Source organism: Vibrio sp. BS-M-Sm-2 (assembly GCF_041504345.1).
GTDB classification, from domain to species: domain Bacteria; phylum Pseudomonadota; class Gammaproteobacteria; order Enterobacterales; family Vibrionaceae; genus Vibrio; species Vibrio satsumensis.
Window position 1 is genome coordinate 954,962 of the sequence record NZ_CP167895.1, and the last position, 15,429, is coordinate 970,390.

At 43.9% G+C, this 15,429-nt stretch carries 16 protein-coding genes; 8 read left to right on the forward strand and 8 right to left on the reverse strand.

What is annotated here, in order from left to right; translation table 11 throughout:
* Positions 1 to 124: 124 nt before the first annotated feature.
* The 3 genes from AB8613_RS20265 to AB8613_RS20275 are packed head-to-tail and all read right to left on the reverse strand — an operon-like array spanning position 125 to position 2,054.
* On the reverse strand, positions 125 to 538 hold the full coding sequence (locus tag AB8613_RS20265) for a biopolymer transporter ExbD (protein ID WP_017077389.1): 414 nt from the start codon (positions 536 to 538) through the stop codon (positions 125 to 127).
* Complete coding sequence (locus tag AB8613_RS20270; RefSeq protein WP_372384853.1) at positions 535 to 1,236, reverse strand: MotA/TolQ/ExbB proton channel family protein; 702 nt, start codon at positions 1,234 to 1,236, stop codon at positions 535 to 537. The genes AB8613_RS20265 and AB8613_RS20270 overlap by 4 nt, the downstream gene beginning before the upstream one ends.
* A 2-nt stretch (positions 1,237 to 1,238) precedes the next feature.
* Complete coding sequence (locus AB8613_RS20275) at positions 1,239 to 2,054, reverse strand: TonB family protein (protein WP_372384854.1); 816 nt, start codon at positions 2,052 to 2,054, stop codon at positions 1,239 to 1,241.
* A 161-nt stretch (positions 2,055 to 2,215) separates the two neighbouring features.
* Between AB8613_RS20275 and hutW the strand changes: the two genes are divergently transcribed.
* The 4 genes from hutW (at position 2,216) to AB8613_RS20295 (ending at position 5,587) form a co-directional block, all read left to right on the forward strand.
* Complete coding sequence (gene hutW, locus AB8613_RS20280) at positions 2,216 to 3,625, forward strand: heme anaerobic degradation radical SAM methyltransferase ChuW/HutW (protein WP_372384855.1); 1,410 nt, start codon at positions 2,216 to 2,218, stop codon at positions 3,623 to 3,625.
* Positions 3,626 to 3,659: 34 nt separating this feature from the next.
* Complete coding sequence (gene hutX / locus AB8613_RS20285; protein WP_146490919.1) at positions 3,660 to 4,181, forward strand: heme utilization cystosolic carrier protein HutX; 522 nt, start codon at positions 3,660 to 3,662, stop codon at positions 4,179 to 4,181.
* Between the two features lie 155 nt (positions 4,182 to 4,336).
* A complete protein-coding gene (gene hutZ, locus AB8613_RS20290) occupies positions 4,337 to 4,867 on the forward strand; it encodes a heme utilization protein HutZ (RefSeq protein WP_060469343.1) in 531 nt (176 codons plus the stop codon).
* Between the two features lie 162 nt (positions 4,868 to 5,029).
* Positions 5,030 to 5,587 (forward strand): ATP:cob(I)alamin adenosyltransferase, encoded by a 558-nt coding sequence (locus AB8613_RS20295; RefSeq protein ID WP_372384856.1) that lies wholly within the window; start codon positions 5,030 to 5,032, stop codon positions 5,585 to 5,587.
* Between the two features lie 72 nt (positions 5,588 to 5,659).
* Here AB8613_RS20295 and AB8613_RS20300 read toward each other — a convergent pair whose 3' ends face one another.
* On the reverse strand, positions 5,660 to 6,574 hold the full coding sequence (locus tag AB8613_RS20300; RefSeq protein WP_048662365.1) for a chemotaxis protein: 915 nt from the start codon (positions 6,572 to 6,574) through the stop codon (positions 5,660 to 5,662).
* Between the two features lie 281 nt (positions 6,575 to 6,855).
* Between AB8613_RS20300 and ppiC the strand changes: the two genes are divergently transcribed.
* Both ppiC and AB8613_RS20310 read left to right on the forward strand, forming a co-directional pair.
* Entirely contained in the window at positions 6,856 to 7,137 is a 282-nt protein-coding gene (gene ppiC / locus AB8613_RS20305; protein ID WP_258185064.1) for a peptidylprolyl isomerase PpiC, read from the forward strand.
* A 283-nt stretch (positions 7,138 to 7,420) separates the two neighbouring features.
* Positions 7,421 to 8,815 (forward strand): alpha-amylase family glycosyl hydrolase, encoded by a 1,395-nt coding sequence (locus tag AB8613_RS20310; RefSeq protein ID WP_372384857.1) that lies wholly within the window; start codon positions 7,421 to 7,423, stop codon positions 8,813 to 8,815.
* Positions 8,816 to 8,933: 118 nt separating this feature from the next.
* On the opposite strand, the gene AB8613_RS20315 is transcribed toward AB8613_RS20310, so the two are convergent.
* The 4 genes from AB8613_RS20315 to AB8613_RS20330 form a co-directional block, all read right to left on the reverse strand.
* Complete coding sequence (locus tag AB8613_RS20315) at positions 8,934 to 10,805, reverse strand: methyl-accepting chemotaxis protein (RefSeq protein WP_061016474.1); 1,872 nt, start codon at positions 10,803 to 10,805, stop codon at positions 8,934 to 8,936.
* A 432-nt stretch (positions 10,806 to 11,237) separates the two neighbouring features.
* Entirely contained in the window at positions 11,238 to 12,608 is a 1,371-nt protein-coding gene (locus AB8613_RS20320; RefSeq protein ID WP_146490915.1) for a YjiH family protein, read from the reverse strand.
* A gap of 229 nt (positions 12,609 to 12,837) precedes the next feature.
* On the reverse strand, positions 12,838 to 13,512 hold the full coding sequence (locus AB8613_RS20325; RefSeq protein ID WP_146490914.1) for a YoaK family protein: 675 nt from the start codon (positions 13,510 to 13,512) through the stop codon (positions 12,838 to 12,840).
* Between the two features lie 150 nt (positions 13,513 to 13,662).
* Positions 13,663 to 14,145 (reverse strand): GFA family protein, encoded by a 483-nt coding sequence (locus AB8613_RS20330; RefSeq protein WP_179947237.1) that lies wholly within the window; start codon positions 14,143 to 14,145, stop codon positions 13,663 to 13,665.
* A gap of 32 nt (positions 14,146 to 14,177) precedes the next feature.
* Between AB8613_RS20330 and AB8613_RS20335 the strand changes: the two genes are divergently transcribed.
* Together AB8613_RS20335 and AB8613_RS20340 are read left to right on the forward strand one after the other, a co-directional pair.
* On the forward strand, positions 14,178 to 14,831 hold the full coding sequence (locus AB8613_RS20335) for a hypothetical protein (RefSeq protein WP_327784792.1): 654 nt from the start codon (positions 14,178 to 14,180) through the stop codon (positions 14,829 to 14,831).
* A 124-nt stretch (positions 14,832 to 14,955) separates the two neighbouring features.
* The gene (locus tag AB8613_RS20340; RefSeq protein ID WP_009845720.1) at positions 14,956 to 15,255 is read left to right on the forward strand and encodes an isoamylase early set domain-containing protein; all 300 of its coding nucleotides are present in this window, start codon (positions 14,956 to 14,958) and stop codon (positions 15,253 to 15,255) included.
* Positions 15,256 to 15,429: the final 174 nt, after the last annotated feature.

The following is a 15,429-nucleotide window of genomic DNA, read 5'->3' on the forward strand; positions in this document are numbered from 1 at the left end:
TAATCGCGAAGATACTCAGTGAGCAGTTCGTTCGCATATTGAGTTCGAATCGATAGAGAGGTTTAGCTCTGCTTCTTTGGTGTTAGTAATCAAGAGCCAAACTTCATGAAAATAGAGAGTTGTTCTAGCCATCTTCAGTGAGCAATTGAGTCGCTGGTATTCCGTTCTCTTGAAGGAAAGACAGCAATTTCACTAGGTTCTCAACGTTGGCGGCTTTATCTGCACCAATGATGATCGGCTTCTTGTCTGATGTGCCTGTTTCTTCTAGCAATGCAATCTTGAAGTTTTCCCAGTCGATGTACTCTTGGCCGTTAATCGCCCAGTAGGGTTCGTGGTCTAAGATATTGACGCTAATCGAATCTTTATGAACTTCAGAAACGTTCTTAATATCAGAGCTTGGTAGTTCGACTTCTAATGACTCCAACTTCACCGATGCTGTCAGCAGCAGGAAAACCATCACGATAAAAATGATGTCGAGCAGCGGTGTTAAGTCCGGAGCTAAACTTTGTGTTTGAGATGAGTGGGGCGTTTTGATCATGCTTGTCTCACATCACCGACAGCGACTTTGTTTAATGATGAACCTTTCGTTTCGTCAGACTGATTAGTTTGAATCGACATGCCTTCTAACCACACATTCACATAATTCAAAGTATGTTCTAGCTGCGCCAAAACCCGATCGGCCCAAAGCCCAAGCAGTTGAGATCCTGATATTGCAGGCAGTGCAATCATCAAACCTGCAGCTGTGGTTCTCATTGCTAAGCCAAGGCCGTCAGCTAGATCATTTGGTGTAATACTTCCGGTGGTAGCAGCTACACCTTTGAACATCTCAATAAGACCAAGCACCGTACCAAGCAAGCCAATTAATGGACTGATCACGCCGATTAAACCAAGCAGCCTTAAACCTGCGTGCAGCTGGTGGCGTTTTTCTTGTAGCCAGATGCCTGCTGCATCTTCACGTAGTCCTTTCGAAAAAGAGTGGTGAGCAAGCAACATCGAGACGCCCTTGTACAGCAGCGGTCTTTTCCCTGAAATAGACTGAGCAAGCGCTTCAATCTCTTTGCTGTTGGTTGGTGAGATCTGATTGAGTTCACGACGAATGGCGCGTTTGCCAACACCAATGCTTAACATCACTTGGAAGATACGTTCAGCGATGATCATTGCGGTTAATGCTGAACAGATAAGAAGAGGCCAAGTCATTAAGCCAAGTTGATCTTGTAAGTAACTGATTTGTTGCATGATTAATCCAACCTAAAACGAACAGGTATTTGTACACGGTGAGCAATTGCTCGACCATTGACAGTGTGAGGTGAGAATTTCCATTGTTTAATGGCATCTAAAGCGGCGTTATCGAGCATTAGTGCGCCTGATGAATTTACTAATGCTTGTTTGATTTGTTTGCCTTCCGCGTCTAACCAGACCTCATAAGTTGCGACACCTTCAACGCCCCGACGTCTAGCTTGGCGAGGATAATTCGGCGGTGTAGGGCGTGCAGAGAAAGAAGGCTTAGTTACTAGCACCGGTTCTTGGTTTGACACGCCTTGGTTTACTTCCTGAGGCCGGTTGGCTGACTCGTCCATATTCTTATCGATTTTCTTGTTGGCCAGTTTCTCTGGTTGAGTGGCTGGTTTGGACTTTGGTTCTGGTTTTAGGTCTGGACGCTCTTTCTTAACCACCTTTTTCTCAGTCACCGGTTTCTTTGGAACGGGCTTTTTCTCAACAACCTTCTTCTCAACTTTCTTTGGCTGAGGCTTATTGGTGATCGCTTTTTTCTTTGGGGTTGGCTTAGCTTGCTTTGGCTCAACCGTTTTTGGTTCGACAGGTTTAGGTTCGGCTTGTGAGACCTTTTCTCTTATTGGCTCTGGTTCAACTGGCTCTGTGGTTGTTTTTTGCTGAGCTTGTGAGGGAACGCTCTTAGGACTGAAGTTGATCGATACCGTGTTCGATTGGCTACCTGCAGGCATCGCAAATACTTTGGATTCTTGAGCGACAAACAATAACGCTGCATGAATCACTAACGATGCACCGCCTGCAATAACATATCTAGGAACGTTCACAATCAATCCTTTACCAAATCAAAATTCTGTATCGGATTATTGCTTAGAATCTAAATAAGATCAATTATCAATTGCATTATCATTTGCGTGTATTTATGATTCTCTCAGTTTTTAGCGAATAGTCTTCCAGGCTTTGCTATGTAAGTGTTTAGAGAGATTATATGAGTCTTGATATTTATAAATTTGACGAATCAATCTTGGGTGTTTCTAGCCCTGATCCGCTTCGTTTTGCGTTTGCGAAAAAGCATTCTGCCCACGCCGGAGGAAGTTCAATTCCGGTCGACCCCAGTAAGAAGTTAGAACACTTTGATGAATTGATGCTAAGCGAAGGGAAGAAACAGGATAAGCGTTGCCTGTATATTCACATTCCTTTCTGCCGTGTGCGTTGTACGTTCTGTAACTTCTTCCAAAATGCCGCAAGCCGCAAATTAGTCGATGAGTACTTCGAGGCTCTGATGGTTGAGTTGAAGCAAAAAGCCAAAACGCCTTGGGCTCAGTCTGGATTATTTCACGCTGTCTACATTGGTGGCGGAACACCTACCGACCTATCGTCTCAACAAGTAGAGCAATTAGGTAAGGCTATTCGCCAATATTTCCCACTAGCGAACGATGTTGAGATGACATTGGAAGGGCGCATCAATCGATTTGGCGACGAGATGTTTGATCGTGCGCTTGAAGGTGGCTTCAATCGTTTCTCATTCGGTATTCAAAGTTTCAACACTCAAGTTCGACGTAGTGCTAAGCGCCTAGATGACCGAGAGGTTGTGCTAGAACGTATCAGTTCACTAAGCCGTACAGAGCAAGCGCCAATCGTTCTTGATCTGTTATACGGATTACCACACCAATCTATGGAAGTGTTCCAACAAGATTTAGAAGACTACATGTCTACTGGTGCACACGGTATCGACCTCTACCAACTGATTGTTGCGGGCAATGCACCTATGCTTAATCTCGTTGAGAAAGGAAAAATCCCACCACCGGCCAATACGCCAGATAAGGCGAGCATGTACCTGGCGGGTGTTGAATTCATGGCTAAGCACAAGGTTAAACAGCTGAGCGTGAATCACTGGACTCGCGATAACCGCGAACGCAGCATTTACAACAGCTTAGCGAAAACTTATGCCGAGGTGCTTCCAATTGGTTGTGGTGCTGGTGGCAACATTGGCGGCCACGGTGTGATGCAACATCGAACTTTAGACAGCTACATGGAGTCTATAAAACAAGGTCAGTTGCCGATTGCCATGATGACGAAGCAAAGCTCATTAGAGCCAATCTTCTCGACATTAAAGGCAGGCTTTGATTCTGGTGTTGTTAGAAGAAGTACGTTAGCGAGCTTTATGGGACATGACACGTTCGACTACCTAAAGCCTTTGTTCGCGCATTGGGAAAAGAACGGTTTAGTTGAGCTTTCGGAAGATTATCTGAGCCTGACTATTGCTGGCAGCTTTTGGGCGGTAAGCCTAGCACAGAGTGTAATTCAAGTGCTTAACGCTGAATACCAAGCTATGCACCCTGCACCTAAAGCGTCAGGTTCGGGCGTACACCTGCATGCAAGTTTGAAGCACGCTTAATATCGAATTTTTAGTTTATACGGAAACATATTCAATGACAGATACAACATTAGAAATGACAGAAACTCTAGAACAACGCGTAGCTCGCATTCTAGAAGAAGAGCCAAAACTACTGCCGACAGCAATTGCTGAGAAGCTAGGTGTTTCAGAGGTTGAAGTGGTTGCTGCTTTTCCAAACGACATGACGGTAATGCTAGATGGCAGCCGTGCTCAAGAAATTCTAGAAGGTTTAGTTGGTTGGGGCCCTGTGACCACTATCGTGCATTCATTTGGTTCTATCTTTGAAGTAAAAGCACCATTCCCGAAAGGTAAAGTAGCGCGTGGTTACTACAACCTGATGGGCAAAGAGGGCGAGCTTCATGGCCACCTAAAACTTGATAACGTTAAACATATCGGTTTGGTGAGCAAAGCGTTCATGGGTCGTGAAAGTCATTACTTCGGCTTTTTCAGTGAAACGGGCGAGAACATTTTTAAGATTTACCTAGGCCGCAACGAAAAGCGTGAGCTTATTGCCGACCAAGTAGAACGCTTCAAAGCGCTAAAAGAACAAGCTTAAGTACAGTCAATAGCAAATAATCAGCAGCAATCTTACATAGGGTTGCCAACTAGCTTAAGCAAGACATCAATGCTCGAGGATCGTTTAGTTCGCTAATGATCGTTCAACCTCGGGCAAAAATAATAAATCAGAGAAAGTGAAGAAAGGAATTACCCATGGAACAGCAAGTAAAACAAGAACGTCTACAAGGTCGCCTAGGTCCAGAAATTAAAGAGTTTCGCCAAGAGCGCCGTACCCTTCAACTTGCAACGGTTGACGAAGAAGGTCGCCCGAACGTAAGTTACGCACCTTTCGTTCAGAACCAAGAAGGTTACTTTGTTCTAATTTCTGATATTGCTCGTCATGCCCGTAACTTGAAAGCGAACCCTCAAGTCTCTTTGATGATGATTGAAGATGAAGAGAGTTCGAAGCAGCTTTACGCACGTAAGCGTTTAACGTTTGATGCTCAAGCAAGTGTTGTAGCGCGTGAAACAGAACTTTGGACTCAAGTGATTGGCCAGATGCAAGAGCGTTTTGGCGAGATCATCGATGGTTTGAGCCAGCTTCAAGATTTCTCACTATTCAACCTTAAAGCAGAGAACGGACTGTTCGTGAAAGGTTTTGGTCAAGCATATCAAGTGTCAGGCGACGATTTGGTGGATTTCGTTCACCTACAAGAAGGCCACAAAAAAGTGTCTAACGAATAATTTCGTTTAATCGATTTCTTTAGGAGCCCTCCAATGTGAGGGCTTTTTGCTATCTCATTATCAAGCAGGGAAACTGCGGGTCTTTGAGCTAATAAACTCAGACTCAATCAAAGAGTTTGGTATATTGGCGTCTGATTAATATTTATGTGTAAGGATTGATACGTGAAACCAGTAAGTCGAGATTGGGACGAGTTCTGCTACCCGTTTATTTATGAAGACAGTCCTGTCTGTGATTTTGAGATTCTGTCGGACGAGCTTTGCTGCCGAGTTGGATTGGTTCTTTCATTGGAATTGGAACCACAAGTTCGTGAGATCCTGCAACGCCTACAACCGAACATCTATCATTTAAATGGTTCAGTACGTGGGAAATTAGCGATCACTGAATCCGAACTGGTCGAGCTTAAGCAAGATTATCATCACATTCGCGAGCACCTAGAAGGTGGCTTCAAAGGGTTCGTATTACCTGGTGGGAACCGAGTGTCGAGCGAACTTCACTTGTGTCGTTGTCAGGCTAAGAAAGTGGTGCGAGCTTTGGTGAGCATTGAGCACCATGAAAGTAACAAGTCCCCGGATCCGATTCTTTTTAAATACGCTAACTTAGTTGCGAATACACTCTATGCCTTGGCGTCTTATACCAATCACGTCAAAAAGGTTGAGGAAGTGGAGTTCGTGAGTAAGAGCTATTCCATGCCAAAGAGCCCAATGCCGAAAAAGTCTTAACCGAGCGTTAGATGATTTGGCATGTAGGAAGCTAAACCAAAGTGAAAGGTGGTTTAGCTTTTAAGACAGGGTTTAAGCAGCCGTGGAGGCGTCGTTTAAGACTTTTGCGCCGCGTAGCATGGCTTCGATTAACTCACCCGCATTGAACTTCTCAAGCGCTTCATGTGCCCCCACCTGATTGGCACGGTCAACACAGATCTCACTGGATAGTGATGTGTGCAAAATACAGTAAGCGTGACTTAGAGCACTGTCGTTCTGCACTTCAAATGCAAGCTCATAACCATCTAATCCCGGCATCTCGATATCACTCACGAGGAGATCAATGGCATTGCCAGCACTGGCTTGGCGTCGCATTAGGTCAATGGCATCTAAGCCGTTGTTACAAATGCTGTAAGGGATGTTGATGCTGTCTAAGGCATCAGATAACTGTTTACGCGCAATCAAAGAGTCATCCACCAGTAAGATGTTCAACGCTTTGAGGCGCTCTCTCTCTACATCGGTCAGCATCGGGATATGCGCATTCTCATAATCTGGGTAGATCTTAGAAAGCAGCAGTTCCACGTCGAGCATTTGTACAATACGGTCTTCAAAGCGTGTAATTCCCGTTACAAAGACATTGCGACCCACACTGGTGGGTGGAGATTCAATACTCTTCCAGTCACATTCAATAATTTTATCAATCGAACGAACCAAGAACGCCACAACTGTTCTTAAACAGTCGGTGACGATAAGTACACAATCTTGGTATTCAGCGGGTGTTATCGGGCGGAAGCCAATCGCAGCGGACATATCAATGACTGGAACCGTAAGGTCGCGGATAGTCACCGTACCAATCACGTGATGATGGGAGTAGGGGATCTGAGTCATCGGTTGAAAAGGGACGATTTCTCTGACCTTAAGTGTGCCAATCGCAAAACTTTGAGTAAGGGATAACTTGAACATCAACATTCCCTGTGACTGACTCGCTTTACTGATCGGTTTGGCCATAAGTGGCTCCTACTTAATACGCGCTTAATTTATAAGGATTAATTTAAAGGGAAATGGAAGCCGCAGCAAGTCGCGATGCGGTTTTTAATGGCCTTTAAGGCAGTTGTTTTCGGTTATAGAGTGAAGAATAGCTGTTCTTGGGTTAAAATCACGCTAAACGCTGGCTGTCGATGAATTTATTTCGATAAGTCGCTAGCGGCAAACAGATTTACAACAGTCAGTTCATTAGCGATGTTCTAAGCAACCGTCGTAAGTAAACTGGCAGCAACAAACTGAGAATTATCATGGCAAGAACAGCAGCAGCGCTTCATATTTTGGTGAAGCATAAAGAACTAGCAGAAGACATCATGACGCAGCTTAAAAAGGGCGCTAAATTTCAAACGCTAGCAAAGAAACATTCAACCTGTCCATCTGGTAAAAAGGGCGGCGACCTAGGCGAGTTCAAAAAAGGTCAAATGGTGCCTCAGTTTGATAAGGTGTGTTTCTCTGGCGAGACGCTTGTACCACATCTTGTAAAAACAAAATTTGGTTGGCATGTGGTTAAAGTTCTTTACAGAACTTAGCAATAAATATGTGATAGATTGAATAAAAGGAGCGTATATACGCTCCTTTTTTGTGACTTTTTTGCGCATTTAAAAGCACAATGGCTGAGTGTTCATCCCAGACGTTATGCGATAATTGGTGCTACGCCCTCAACTATCCACCGTGAGTAATTGGTAGGAGGAGGAGGGTTTTTAATGAGTAACTCATATAATAAATGCCATTCTTGAGGAAATTTATGCAGCTTTGCCTTTTAGCCTTTGTATTTATCTAGAAAGCTGTAAACGAGTTTGGTAGGAGAACAACATGGAGAGTTCAGCTATGTTAAGCAACCCAGCGACGGATGTCATATTGCATGCCTTTGACTGGTGCTACGCTGACGTAATGAAGAACGCCCCTCTTATCCAAGAGTTGGGTTATAAATCTGTTTTAGTATCACCGGCGATGAAATCGCTGCGCGGCCCTAAAGGCTGCGACCGAGATTCTGGTACTCAATGGTGGCAACGCTATCAACCACAAGACTATCGTGTGATTGATAATCAGTTGGGTGACACGCAAGACTTCACTGCGATGGTGAACACGTTAAAGCAACACGGGCTTCGTACCTATGTAGACGTAGTGTTTAATCACATGGCCAACGAATCAGGTATCCGCAGCGATTTAACGTATCCCAATCAGCAAGACATGGCGTCTTATCAAAAAGATGCTGACTATTACGAATCCATCCGCTTGTTTGGTGATCTTTCTAAACCATTATTTGATGAAAACGACTTCGTGGAAGCGTTTGGTATCAAGAACTGGAAAGACACATGGGAAGTTCAGAACGGGCGTATTACTGGTGGAGCTAGTGATCCGGGCTTACCAACACTGTTAGACAACGATAATGTGGTTGCACAGCAGCGAGCGTACCTAAAAGCTCTAAAAGCGATTGGTGTGAAAGGTTTCCGTATCGATGCAGCGAAACACATGACACTGTCACACTTGCGTAAGGTGTGGACTGACGATATCTGCGAAGAAATGCACATCTTTGGCGAGATCATTACTGATGGCGGTGCGACGGAAGAAGAGTATGAGTTGTTCCTTGAACCATACCTTAAACACACTCGCTTAGGCGCTTATGATTTTCCGCTGTTCAATACTATTTTTAAAGCCTTTGCAGAGCAGGGCAGTTTTAAGTCTTTGATTAACCCTTACTGTTTTGGTCAAGCTCTGTCGAACATGCGAGCTATCACGTTTGCAGTAACTCATGATATTCCAAACAACGAGGTGTTTTTGGAGCATGTGATGGATGAAGTCGATGAGCGATTGGCGCACGCTTTCATTCTTGGTCGAGATGGCGGCGTACCGCTTGTTTACAGTGAGCTGAGCACCAGTGGTATTCTGGACAAGAGCGGCCAGCCTCGTTGGCTCAACGACTGGCAAGCGCCTTACATGAAAAACATGATTCAATTCCATAACCATGTTCATGGCGAAGCGATGCGTGTGGTTGAAGCGAATGATGATTTGTTGGTGTTTGTTCGTGGTGATAAAGGCATTGTGATGATCAACAAGTCGAAACGAAGCAAAACAGCCTCACTAAATTGGACTGGCGCAGTGACCGATTTATTGTCTGGAGAAGTGTTCGACTGTGTTGGTAAGGACTTAACCATTAAGGTTGAGCCTAACCAGTGCATGATGCTGACGACCACGAGTTACGTCTAATCGGTTAAAAAGAAAAGATTGAAAAGAAAGCCCCGTTACTGACAATCAGTAAGCGGGGCTTTTAATATGAAGCCGTTTATTCTTTACTAAACAGAGTGTTAGTTAAACGGTAAGGCGGTTAAACCGTAAACTTGTTCAGTAGCTCGTCTTGTTGGCGAACATTGTCCGTTTGTACCTGCATTGCTGTGTTCGCTTCTTGAGCCGCGTTTGATACTTGTGTTGAAAGGTCTTTGATCTTAACAGTGTTGTTATTGATCTCTTCCGCTACCAAGCTCTGCTCTTCTGCTGCAGAAGCGATCTGAATGTTCATATCAGAGATGCGCTGAATCGCGTCACGGATACGGTCAAGTGAAGAGTTTGCTTGCTGAGCACGTTCAACAGCGTCAGTAGCAGTGTCTTTACTTTGGTTCATCGCGTTCGATACTGAGCTTGCCCCCGCTTGGAGCTGCTCAATCATGTTGCGGATTTCAGTGGTTGACTCTTGAGTACGTTGCGCCAGAGTTCGAACTTCGTCGGCAACGACTGCGAAACCACGACCAGATTCACCAGCACGCGCCGCTTCAATCGCTGCGTTCAATGCGAGTAGGTTAGTCTGGTCTGCAATATCGTTGATTACTTTAAGAATCGTTTCGATGTTTGCGGTTGCTGATTCAAGTACTTGTACTTCAGCAACGGCTTGGTCGATGCGCTCAGATAGGTTATCAATCGCTTGAGTAGTATCACTAACTACAGAAGTGCCGTCTAGTGTTGCTTCGTCTGCTTCACGAGCAGCAGCTGCCGCACCTTGAGCGTTGTTTGCGACTTCTGTTGCGGTAACCGCCATCTCGTTCATTGCTGTTGCTAACTGTTCAAGCTCTTGCAACTGGGTATTCATTGCGTTCGCTGATTCGCCCGCACCTTTCACTGTGATTTCAGTGCCACGTTTAATCTCAACACCAATCGCTTTCGATTGAATGATCTGATTTTGCAGGTTTTCGGTAAAGGTGTTGAAGCCTTTCGCTAGGTCAGAAAACTCTTGGTCGGTATTGGTATCTAGACGCTTAGTTAAGTCACCTTGTCCGCTTGCTACGTCTTGAATTGCTTGGTTAAGCGCATCCAGTGGACGCATTAATACACGAATCAGAACAGTCAGTGCGATGATGCTAAGAATCACCGCAATCAATGAATAGATCATCGAGCTGTTCTTCAATTCTTCAACGGTTTGAAAAGCGATCTCTTCATCAAGGATGGCACCAATGTACCAATCTTCACTTGGGATGTGGGTGAAGTTAACTAAGAACATTTTGCCGTCGACTTCAATTTCTTGAGAGCCTTCACGAATAGTCGCTTGAGGCATGTAGCTTGAAAGCGTTTCACCGTTGTTCTTAGCATTTGGGTGAGCAATCGTGGTGCCGTCGGCTGTTACTAGGAATAGGTAACCCGCATCAAACAAGTTCACTTGGTTTACCAAGGTAGCGAGGTTCGTCAATTCTAGGTCATAGAACATACCCGCAGTGAAACGACCGTTGTCTTTAACGGGTGTACCCACTGAGATGATGACTTTTTTGCTTGATGCATCCACATAAGGAGCGGTCACAACTAAACTGTTTTTGGATTTAGCATCAATGTACCAAGGACGGATTCGTGGGTCGTAATCTGGCCCTGCATCCCAACCGTCATCATTTTCAATAACGAAACCGTTGGCTTCATAACCAAAACCAACCGCTAGGAAGCTGTTTTTAAGCTTTGGTTTTTCTAATATTTCTTTTACGTAAGCGCGATCTTCAGGGTTGATCTCGATGACTTCAGTCGTCGATTGAGCCAGCGCCTTCTTGGCGTTCATCTCTGATTCGACGGTATTTTTAACGCCAGAGACCATTTCTTTCAGGCTCGCATTGACGTGGTTTTCTACAGCACTTCTTACGGTGTAAAGTTGTTGTATTGAAAGCAATGATACTGTCACTAGCAGCAAGGCTGATGATGCAGCAACCACCTTATGGCTAAATTTCATTGAGTTTTCCCCTTCTCACAGGCTTTGCGAAGACTAAAGTTAATCGTGTTTTTGTAATTATATATATCGACTAGATTGAAAATTACTTGAATGTAAATTCACAAAATAGACTACAAAAATACAACAACCCACACAATGCAAAATTCAATTAATTACATATTTGCTACTTTTGTTTTTTTGTTCAATGAGTTGGGGAATGAGCCTAGACGGAGTTTAAGGGGGAATTAAGAATGTATTAATTGAGTGCTTATGCGCTAAGTTTTCTATTAAAAAGAGGAAGGGTGAATAAAAGATATGAAATTAAATGATATGCAGAACTAATGTGTCGATTACACTTTAAATAACAATGTGTATATATTTCGTGCAAATAAAAAGCCCCACAAAAGTGAGGCTTATAATTATCTCTGCTTACTTATATAAGTAGCATCTAATTTAGAATATTAGGTGAGCTACACCAGCGATAACTGGAAGCGTAATTAGAGTACGCAGAATAAAGATAATAAACAGTTCCAAGATGTTCACTGGGATCTTACTGCCTAGAAGCAGAGCGCCTACTTCAGACATGTAAATCAGCTGAGTTACTGACATTGCTGCAATAACAAAGCGAGTCATCTCGTTGTCGATAGAAGCGGCAAGAATCGCAGGAATGAACATATCCGCAAAACCAACAACGATGGTTTCAGATGCAGCAACGGCTTCAGGTACACCAAGTAGCTCTAGGAATGGGATGAAAGGCTGACCTAGGATTGAGAACACAGATGTGTATTCCGCAATAACTAGCGCCATTGTACCCAACCCCATAACCACAGGCAGAACACCAAATACCATATCAACTGCGTTACGAACGCCTTCGCCAAATACAGACTTAGCCGACTTCACTTGAGATGCTTTATTTACCGCTAGCTCAAGACCCCAAGAGAAGGTTGAGTGACCCGCAGGGATTGCGTCAGCGTCTTTGTGAGGCTTGCTGCCATCAATGAAGGTGTCTTTCTTCATGCTTAGTGGCGGAAGGCGAGGGATGATTACCGCAGCCACAATACCCGCCAGACAGATTGCTGCGTAGAAAGGTAGGAATAGGTGCTCTAGTTCTACTTGAGCAATAACCACAAGACTGAACGTGATAGATACTGCAGAGAAAGTCGTACCAACAACCGCAGCCTCACGTTGAGTGTAGAATTTCTTCTCGTACTGTTTGCTTGTCAGCAGGATACCGACACTGCCGTCACCCAACCAAGAAGCCATACAGTCGATAGCACTACGACCAGGTAGATTGAATATTGGACGCATTACTTTGCTTAGCAAGGTACCGAACAGTTCTAACAAACCGAAGTTAAGCAGCAGTGGCAGTAGTAAGCCAGCAAAAATAAATACTGAGAACAGTGTCGGAAGCAGACCTTCTAGAACTAAACCACCGGTGTTTTCTTCCCAGATAAACTCAGGGCCGACTTGGAAGAAAGCCATGAATGCTGCAGCACCACCAATCATACGAACCAGCAGCCATAATGGAGATGGGTTGAAAAGGCCGTTTAGAAATGAATTCGATGTAATGAATGCAGGCTTGAAAATGGTACTTAAAATGGAAGCTACAGACATGAAGGCAACGATTGCCGTGATAATAGCAACTAGAGACTCACCGAAAACCGCTTGAATTGATTTGGCTAGAATAGCAACAGGGATCGTTAGATCACCTTGGTAGCTGATTGGAGCCATGAAAAGGAACAAACCAATCAGAGATGGGATTAAGAAAACCCAGAAACTGCCTTTAGATTTCTCTGGTTGAGCAGTATTCGTGTTGTTAGACATGTTAATTGTTCTCGTATTTCTACATGTAAAAAAGCCACATCCTTGGCGTCTTTATTCTCTAAATATCCGTATTTTCTCACTGGCTGCAAGATTACCCAGTATTGATAGTGCATGCAATACTATTCATCAAATATCGCTAACTATTCACACCAGTTGTTCTGCAACTCATTAAGAGTTTAGAATAAAGTGTTGCGGATGTTACGTAGTTTGAGGATATATTGCCAGGTATTTATAAATTGATTGAGGATTCAGTTCGATAGGTCAGGTAGACCCAGTAGCTAAATGCGATAATGAAGGCGAAAGAGGCAGGGAAAGCCAACGCTAAAATTTCAAAGCGCTGAAACAGGCATGCGCCGCTTAAACCACCAAACAGAAAGCCAACCACAATGAACATCAGCAACTTGGCTTTTCGGCGGTCAAAGGGCATCCCCTTTAAGCGTGCGCCAATCATTATCCCAAGATCGGTAATGATCCCGCTCATGTGTGTTGTTCGAATGATTGCACCGCTGTAAGTGGTGATCATCGCATTCTGCAAACCACACGCGGCTGAAGCGAAATACTGGCCTGAAGTGTAGCCTTGCAACAGTGCCCATAGTGCCAAGAACAGTAATCCACCTTCTATACATAAAGCAACACCATAACGGCGGCCTAGCTTCAGTGCTTGATTTTCAATAAAGAACCCGCTGAACGCTGCACCGAACATAAAGCTCATGATCACCAACAGGAGATGGACAGAAGCCGAAGTTGGTGTGAGCAGACTACTGCCTAGTAAAGACATGGTGCCCGATATGTGGGAGATTGCTTGGTGTTGGAAACCGAGTAAGCCGATTGCATTAACGCTGCCAGCAAGGCCTGCTAACAGTAAGGCGCCGTATTCAACCCAGCGAGGTAGCTTAGAAATCATGTTGTTCACCCTGGGTTAAAAAGAGGAGCAGATTATAACGCTAGCGAAAAGATACGCTAGCGTTGTGGAGCATTGATATTTGATCTTAGGCAACAGTATTGCAGTTTGTTTTAATGCTGTTGCTTTATAAAGATAAAGGTCAGTAACAAGCTAGTTATAGTGACTCATTTGATGGTCGAATTTGACCCAACCATGTTTCCGTTCTTCGTAGACTGAAAAGCTTGGTAGCGGAAAGTCTTGCTCTTTAAATAATCCGAGCGGGACAATATAAAAATCGGCAGCAGCAACAGATTGTAAGAGCATAGTGGTGCCACATTTAGGGCAAAACTGATAGGTGACTTCATTACCCGTATCGCTGATGCGTGAGAAAGAGGTCACTTCTCCGCTTAGGGTGACTTGCTCTATTGGGAATCTAGCCTGAACACCGAATACACTTCCGGTGCGTTTCTGACACTCATAGCAATGGCATACAGAGGTTCGTTGAGGTTCACCTCTGCATACTAGGTTGACTGATCCACAGCGGCATTCGCAACTTCTGATATTTCTATCTTTAATATGATTGATATCCATCCATGCTCCACTTCTGGTTAACCCTGTATTGATAATTATACTAAAGCCCTTTATGGTCTGCACAACTGGATGAAAACAAAAGAATATAATTGCTCATGAAAAAGAAAATCTTACCTATTCCTCTGATTTTACTGATTCCTATTATCATGTTAGTTGTAGTCATACTGGCGGGGATTTATCGCTTTAGCTTAAGTGACGAAGAGATCTTGGCGAAGTTCCCTTCTTCTCAATTGAGTTATGACCCAGTCGTAGAAACCGTTTTTGATTTGAAGACAACCAACCCATGGACAATTAAAGTACCTGAGACCAACGCGTACGCTTTTATCAATGAAGTAGATGAACCTAGAGCGATCGCGTTTGGACGCTATGACTCAGGTGTTGAGCGCGGTGTGGTAACGGTAGATACCAATAACCTTTCAGCTGTCACGCTGGGTAAGGCGAGTTTCTTTGTCGCGCCGATGTGGATATCTAACCAAGGCAGCGGTGTGTTTTATTATCTTGGCCTGTTTAAACATGACCAGCAACGAAGCCGTGTGGTGTTAGTCGACCAACTTTTACTGGGTGATCGTATACAGATTCAGACATTGGAGGTCGCTAAGCAGCCAGATTCGCGATCACAGAATAAACTCACTGGGGAAGGTTTTATCGGCTTTACTCAGCATTCTTCGGAACAATCATTTGCAGAATCCCCTTCTGAAAAGGTGTTAATGAGCTTTTCTTTTGATACGCAATCAATTGGTAAGCAATAACGTTTTCGTTAGTGTAAGGATCTGTTGTTTATGTGAGCCAAATTACATATTATCTTAGGTAGATGAATGAAATTTAGACACACTTTGCTTTGTGTCTGCTTACTTTTACAAATGGAGCTTGCGAATGATTAATAAACGTTTTTTTAAAACGAAAGATGAAGTTGAAGTGACCTTCGAGCTAGAAGCTCAAGAAGCGAACTCGGTATCCATCGTTGCTGACTTTCTTGATTGGAAAGCCACGCCAATGAAAAAACTGGCGAAAGGGAAGGTTTACAAGTTTAAAACTCGCTTACCTAAAGATGGCGAGTTTCAATTTCGCTACCTAGTTGATGACCAACAATGGGTTAACGATGCGAATGCTGATCGTTACATCCCTAACGAGTTTGGTGAAGACAACTGCTTGGTATCGACGGTTAACGCTTAACTTTGGCCTAAATTATCAACTAATTCGCTTCGTCTATTAATTAATCGAAACGGAATAACGTAAATCAATCAAAAGCAGATACTAGCCGTTTCTGCTTTTTTATTTTCAAATGTAGCGGTTAATTTTATTTCTCGTTTAATTGCTTCTTCATCTATGGCAACTCAATGACTTAGC

Coding starts and splice junctions, on each gene's coding strand:
- AB8613_RS20265 (WP_017077389.1), bottom strand. CDS start 538: ATGATCAAAACGCCCCACTCATCTCAAACACAAAGTTTAGCTCCGGAC.
- AB8613_RS20270 (WP_372384853.1), bottom strand. CDS start 1,236: ATGCAACAAATCAGTTACTTACAAGATCAACTTGGCTTAATGACTTGG.
- hutW (WP_372384855.1), top strand. CDS start 2,216: ATGAGTCTTGATATTTATAAATTTGACGAATCAATCTTGGGTGTTTCT.
- hutX (WP_146490919.1), top strand. CDS start 3,660: ATGACAGATACAACATTAGAAATGACAGAAACTCTAGAACAACGCGTA.
- hutZ (WP_060469343.1), top strand. CDS start 4,337: ATGGAACAGCAAGTAAAACAAGAACGTCTACAAGGTCGCCTAGGTCCA.
- AB8613_RS20300 (WP_048662365.1), bottom strand. CDS start 6,574: ATGGCCAAACCGATCAGTAAAGCGAGTCAGTCACAGGGAATGTTGATG.
- AB8613_RS20310 (WP_372384857.1), top strand. CDS start 7,421: ATGGAGAGTTCAGCTATGTTAAGCAACCCAGCGACGGATGTCATATTG.
- AB8613_RS20315 (WP_061016474.1), bottom strand. CDS start 10,805: ATGAAATTTAGCCATAAGGTGGTTGCTGCATCATCAGCCTTGCTGCTA.
- AB8613_RS20320 (WP_146490915.1), bottom strand. CDS start 12,608: ATGTCTAACAACACGAATACTGCTCAACCAGAGAAATCTAAAGGCAGT.
- AB8613_RS20325 (WP_146490914.1), bottom strand. CDS start 13,512: ATGATTTCTAAGCTACCTCGCTGGGTTGAATACGGCGCCTTACTGTTA.
- AB8613_RS20335 (WP_327784792.1), top strand. CDS start 14,178: ATGAAAAAGAAAATCTTACCTATTCCTCTGATTTTACTGATTCCTATT.
- AB8613_RS20340 (WP_009845720.1), top strand. CDS start 14,956: ATGATTAATAAACGTTTTTTTAAAACGAAAGATGAAGTTGAAGTGACC.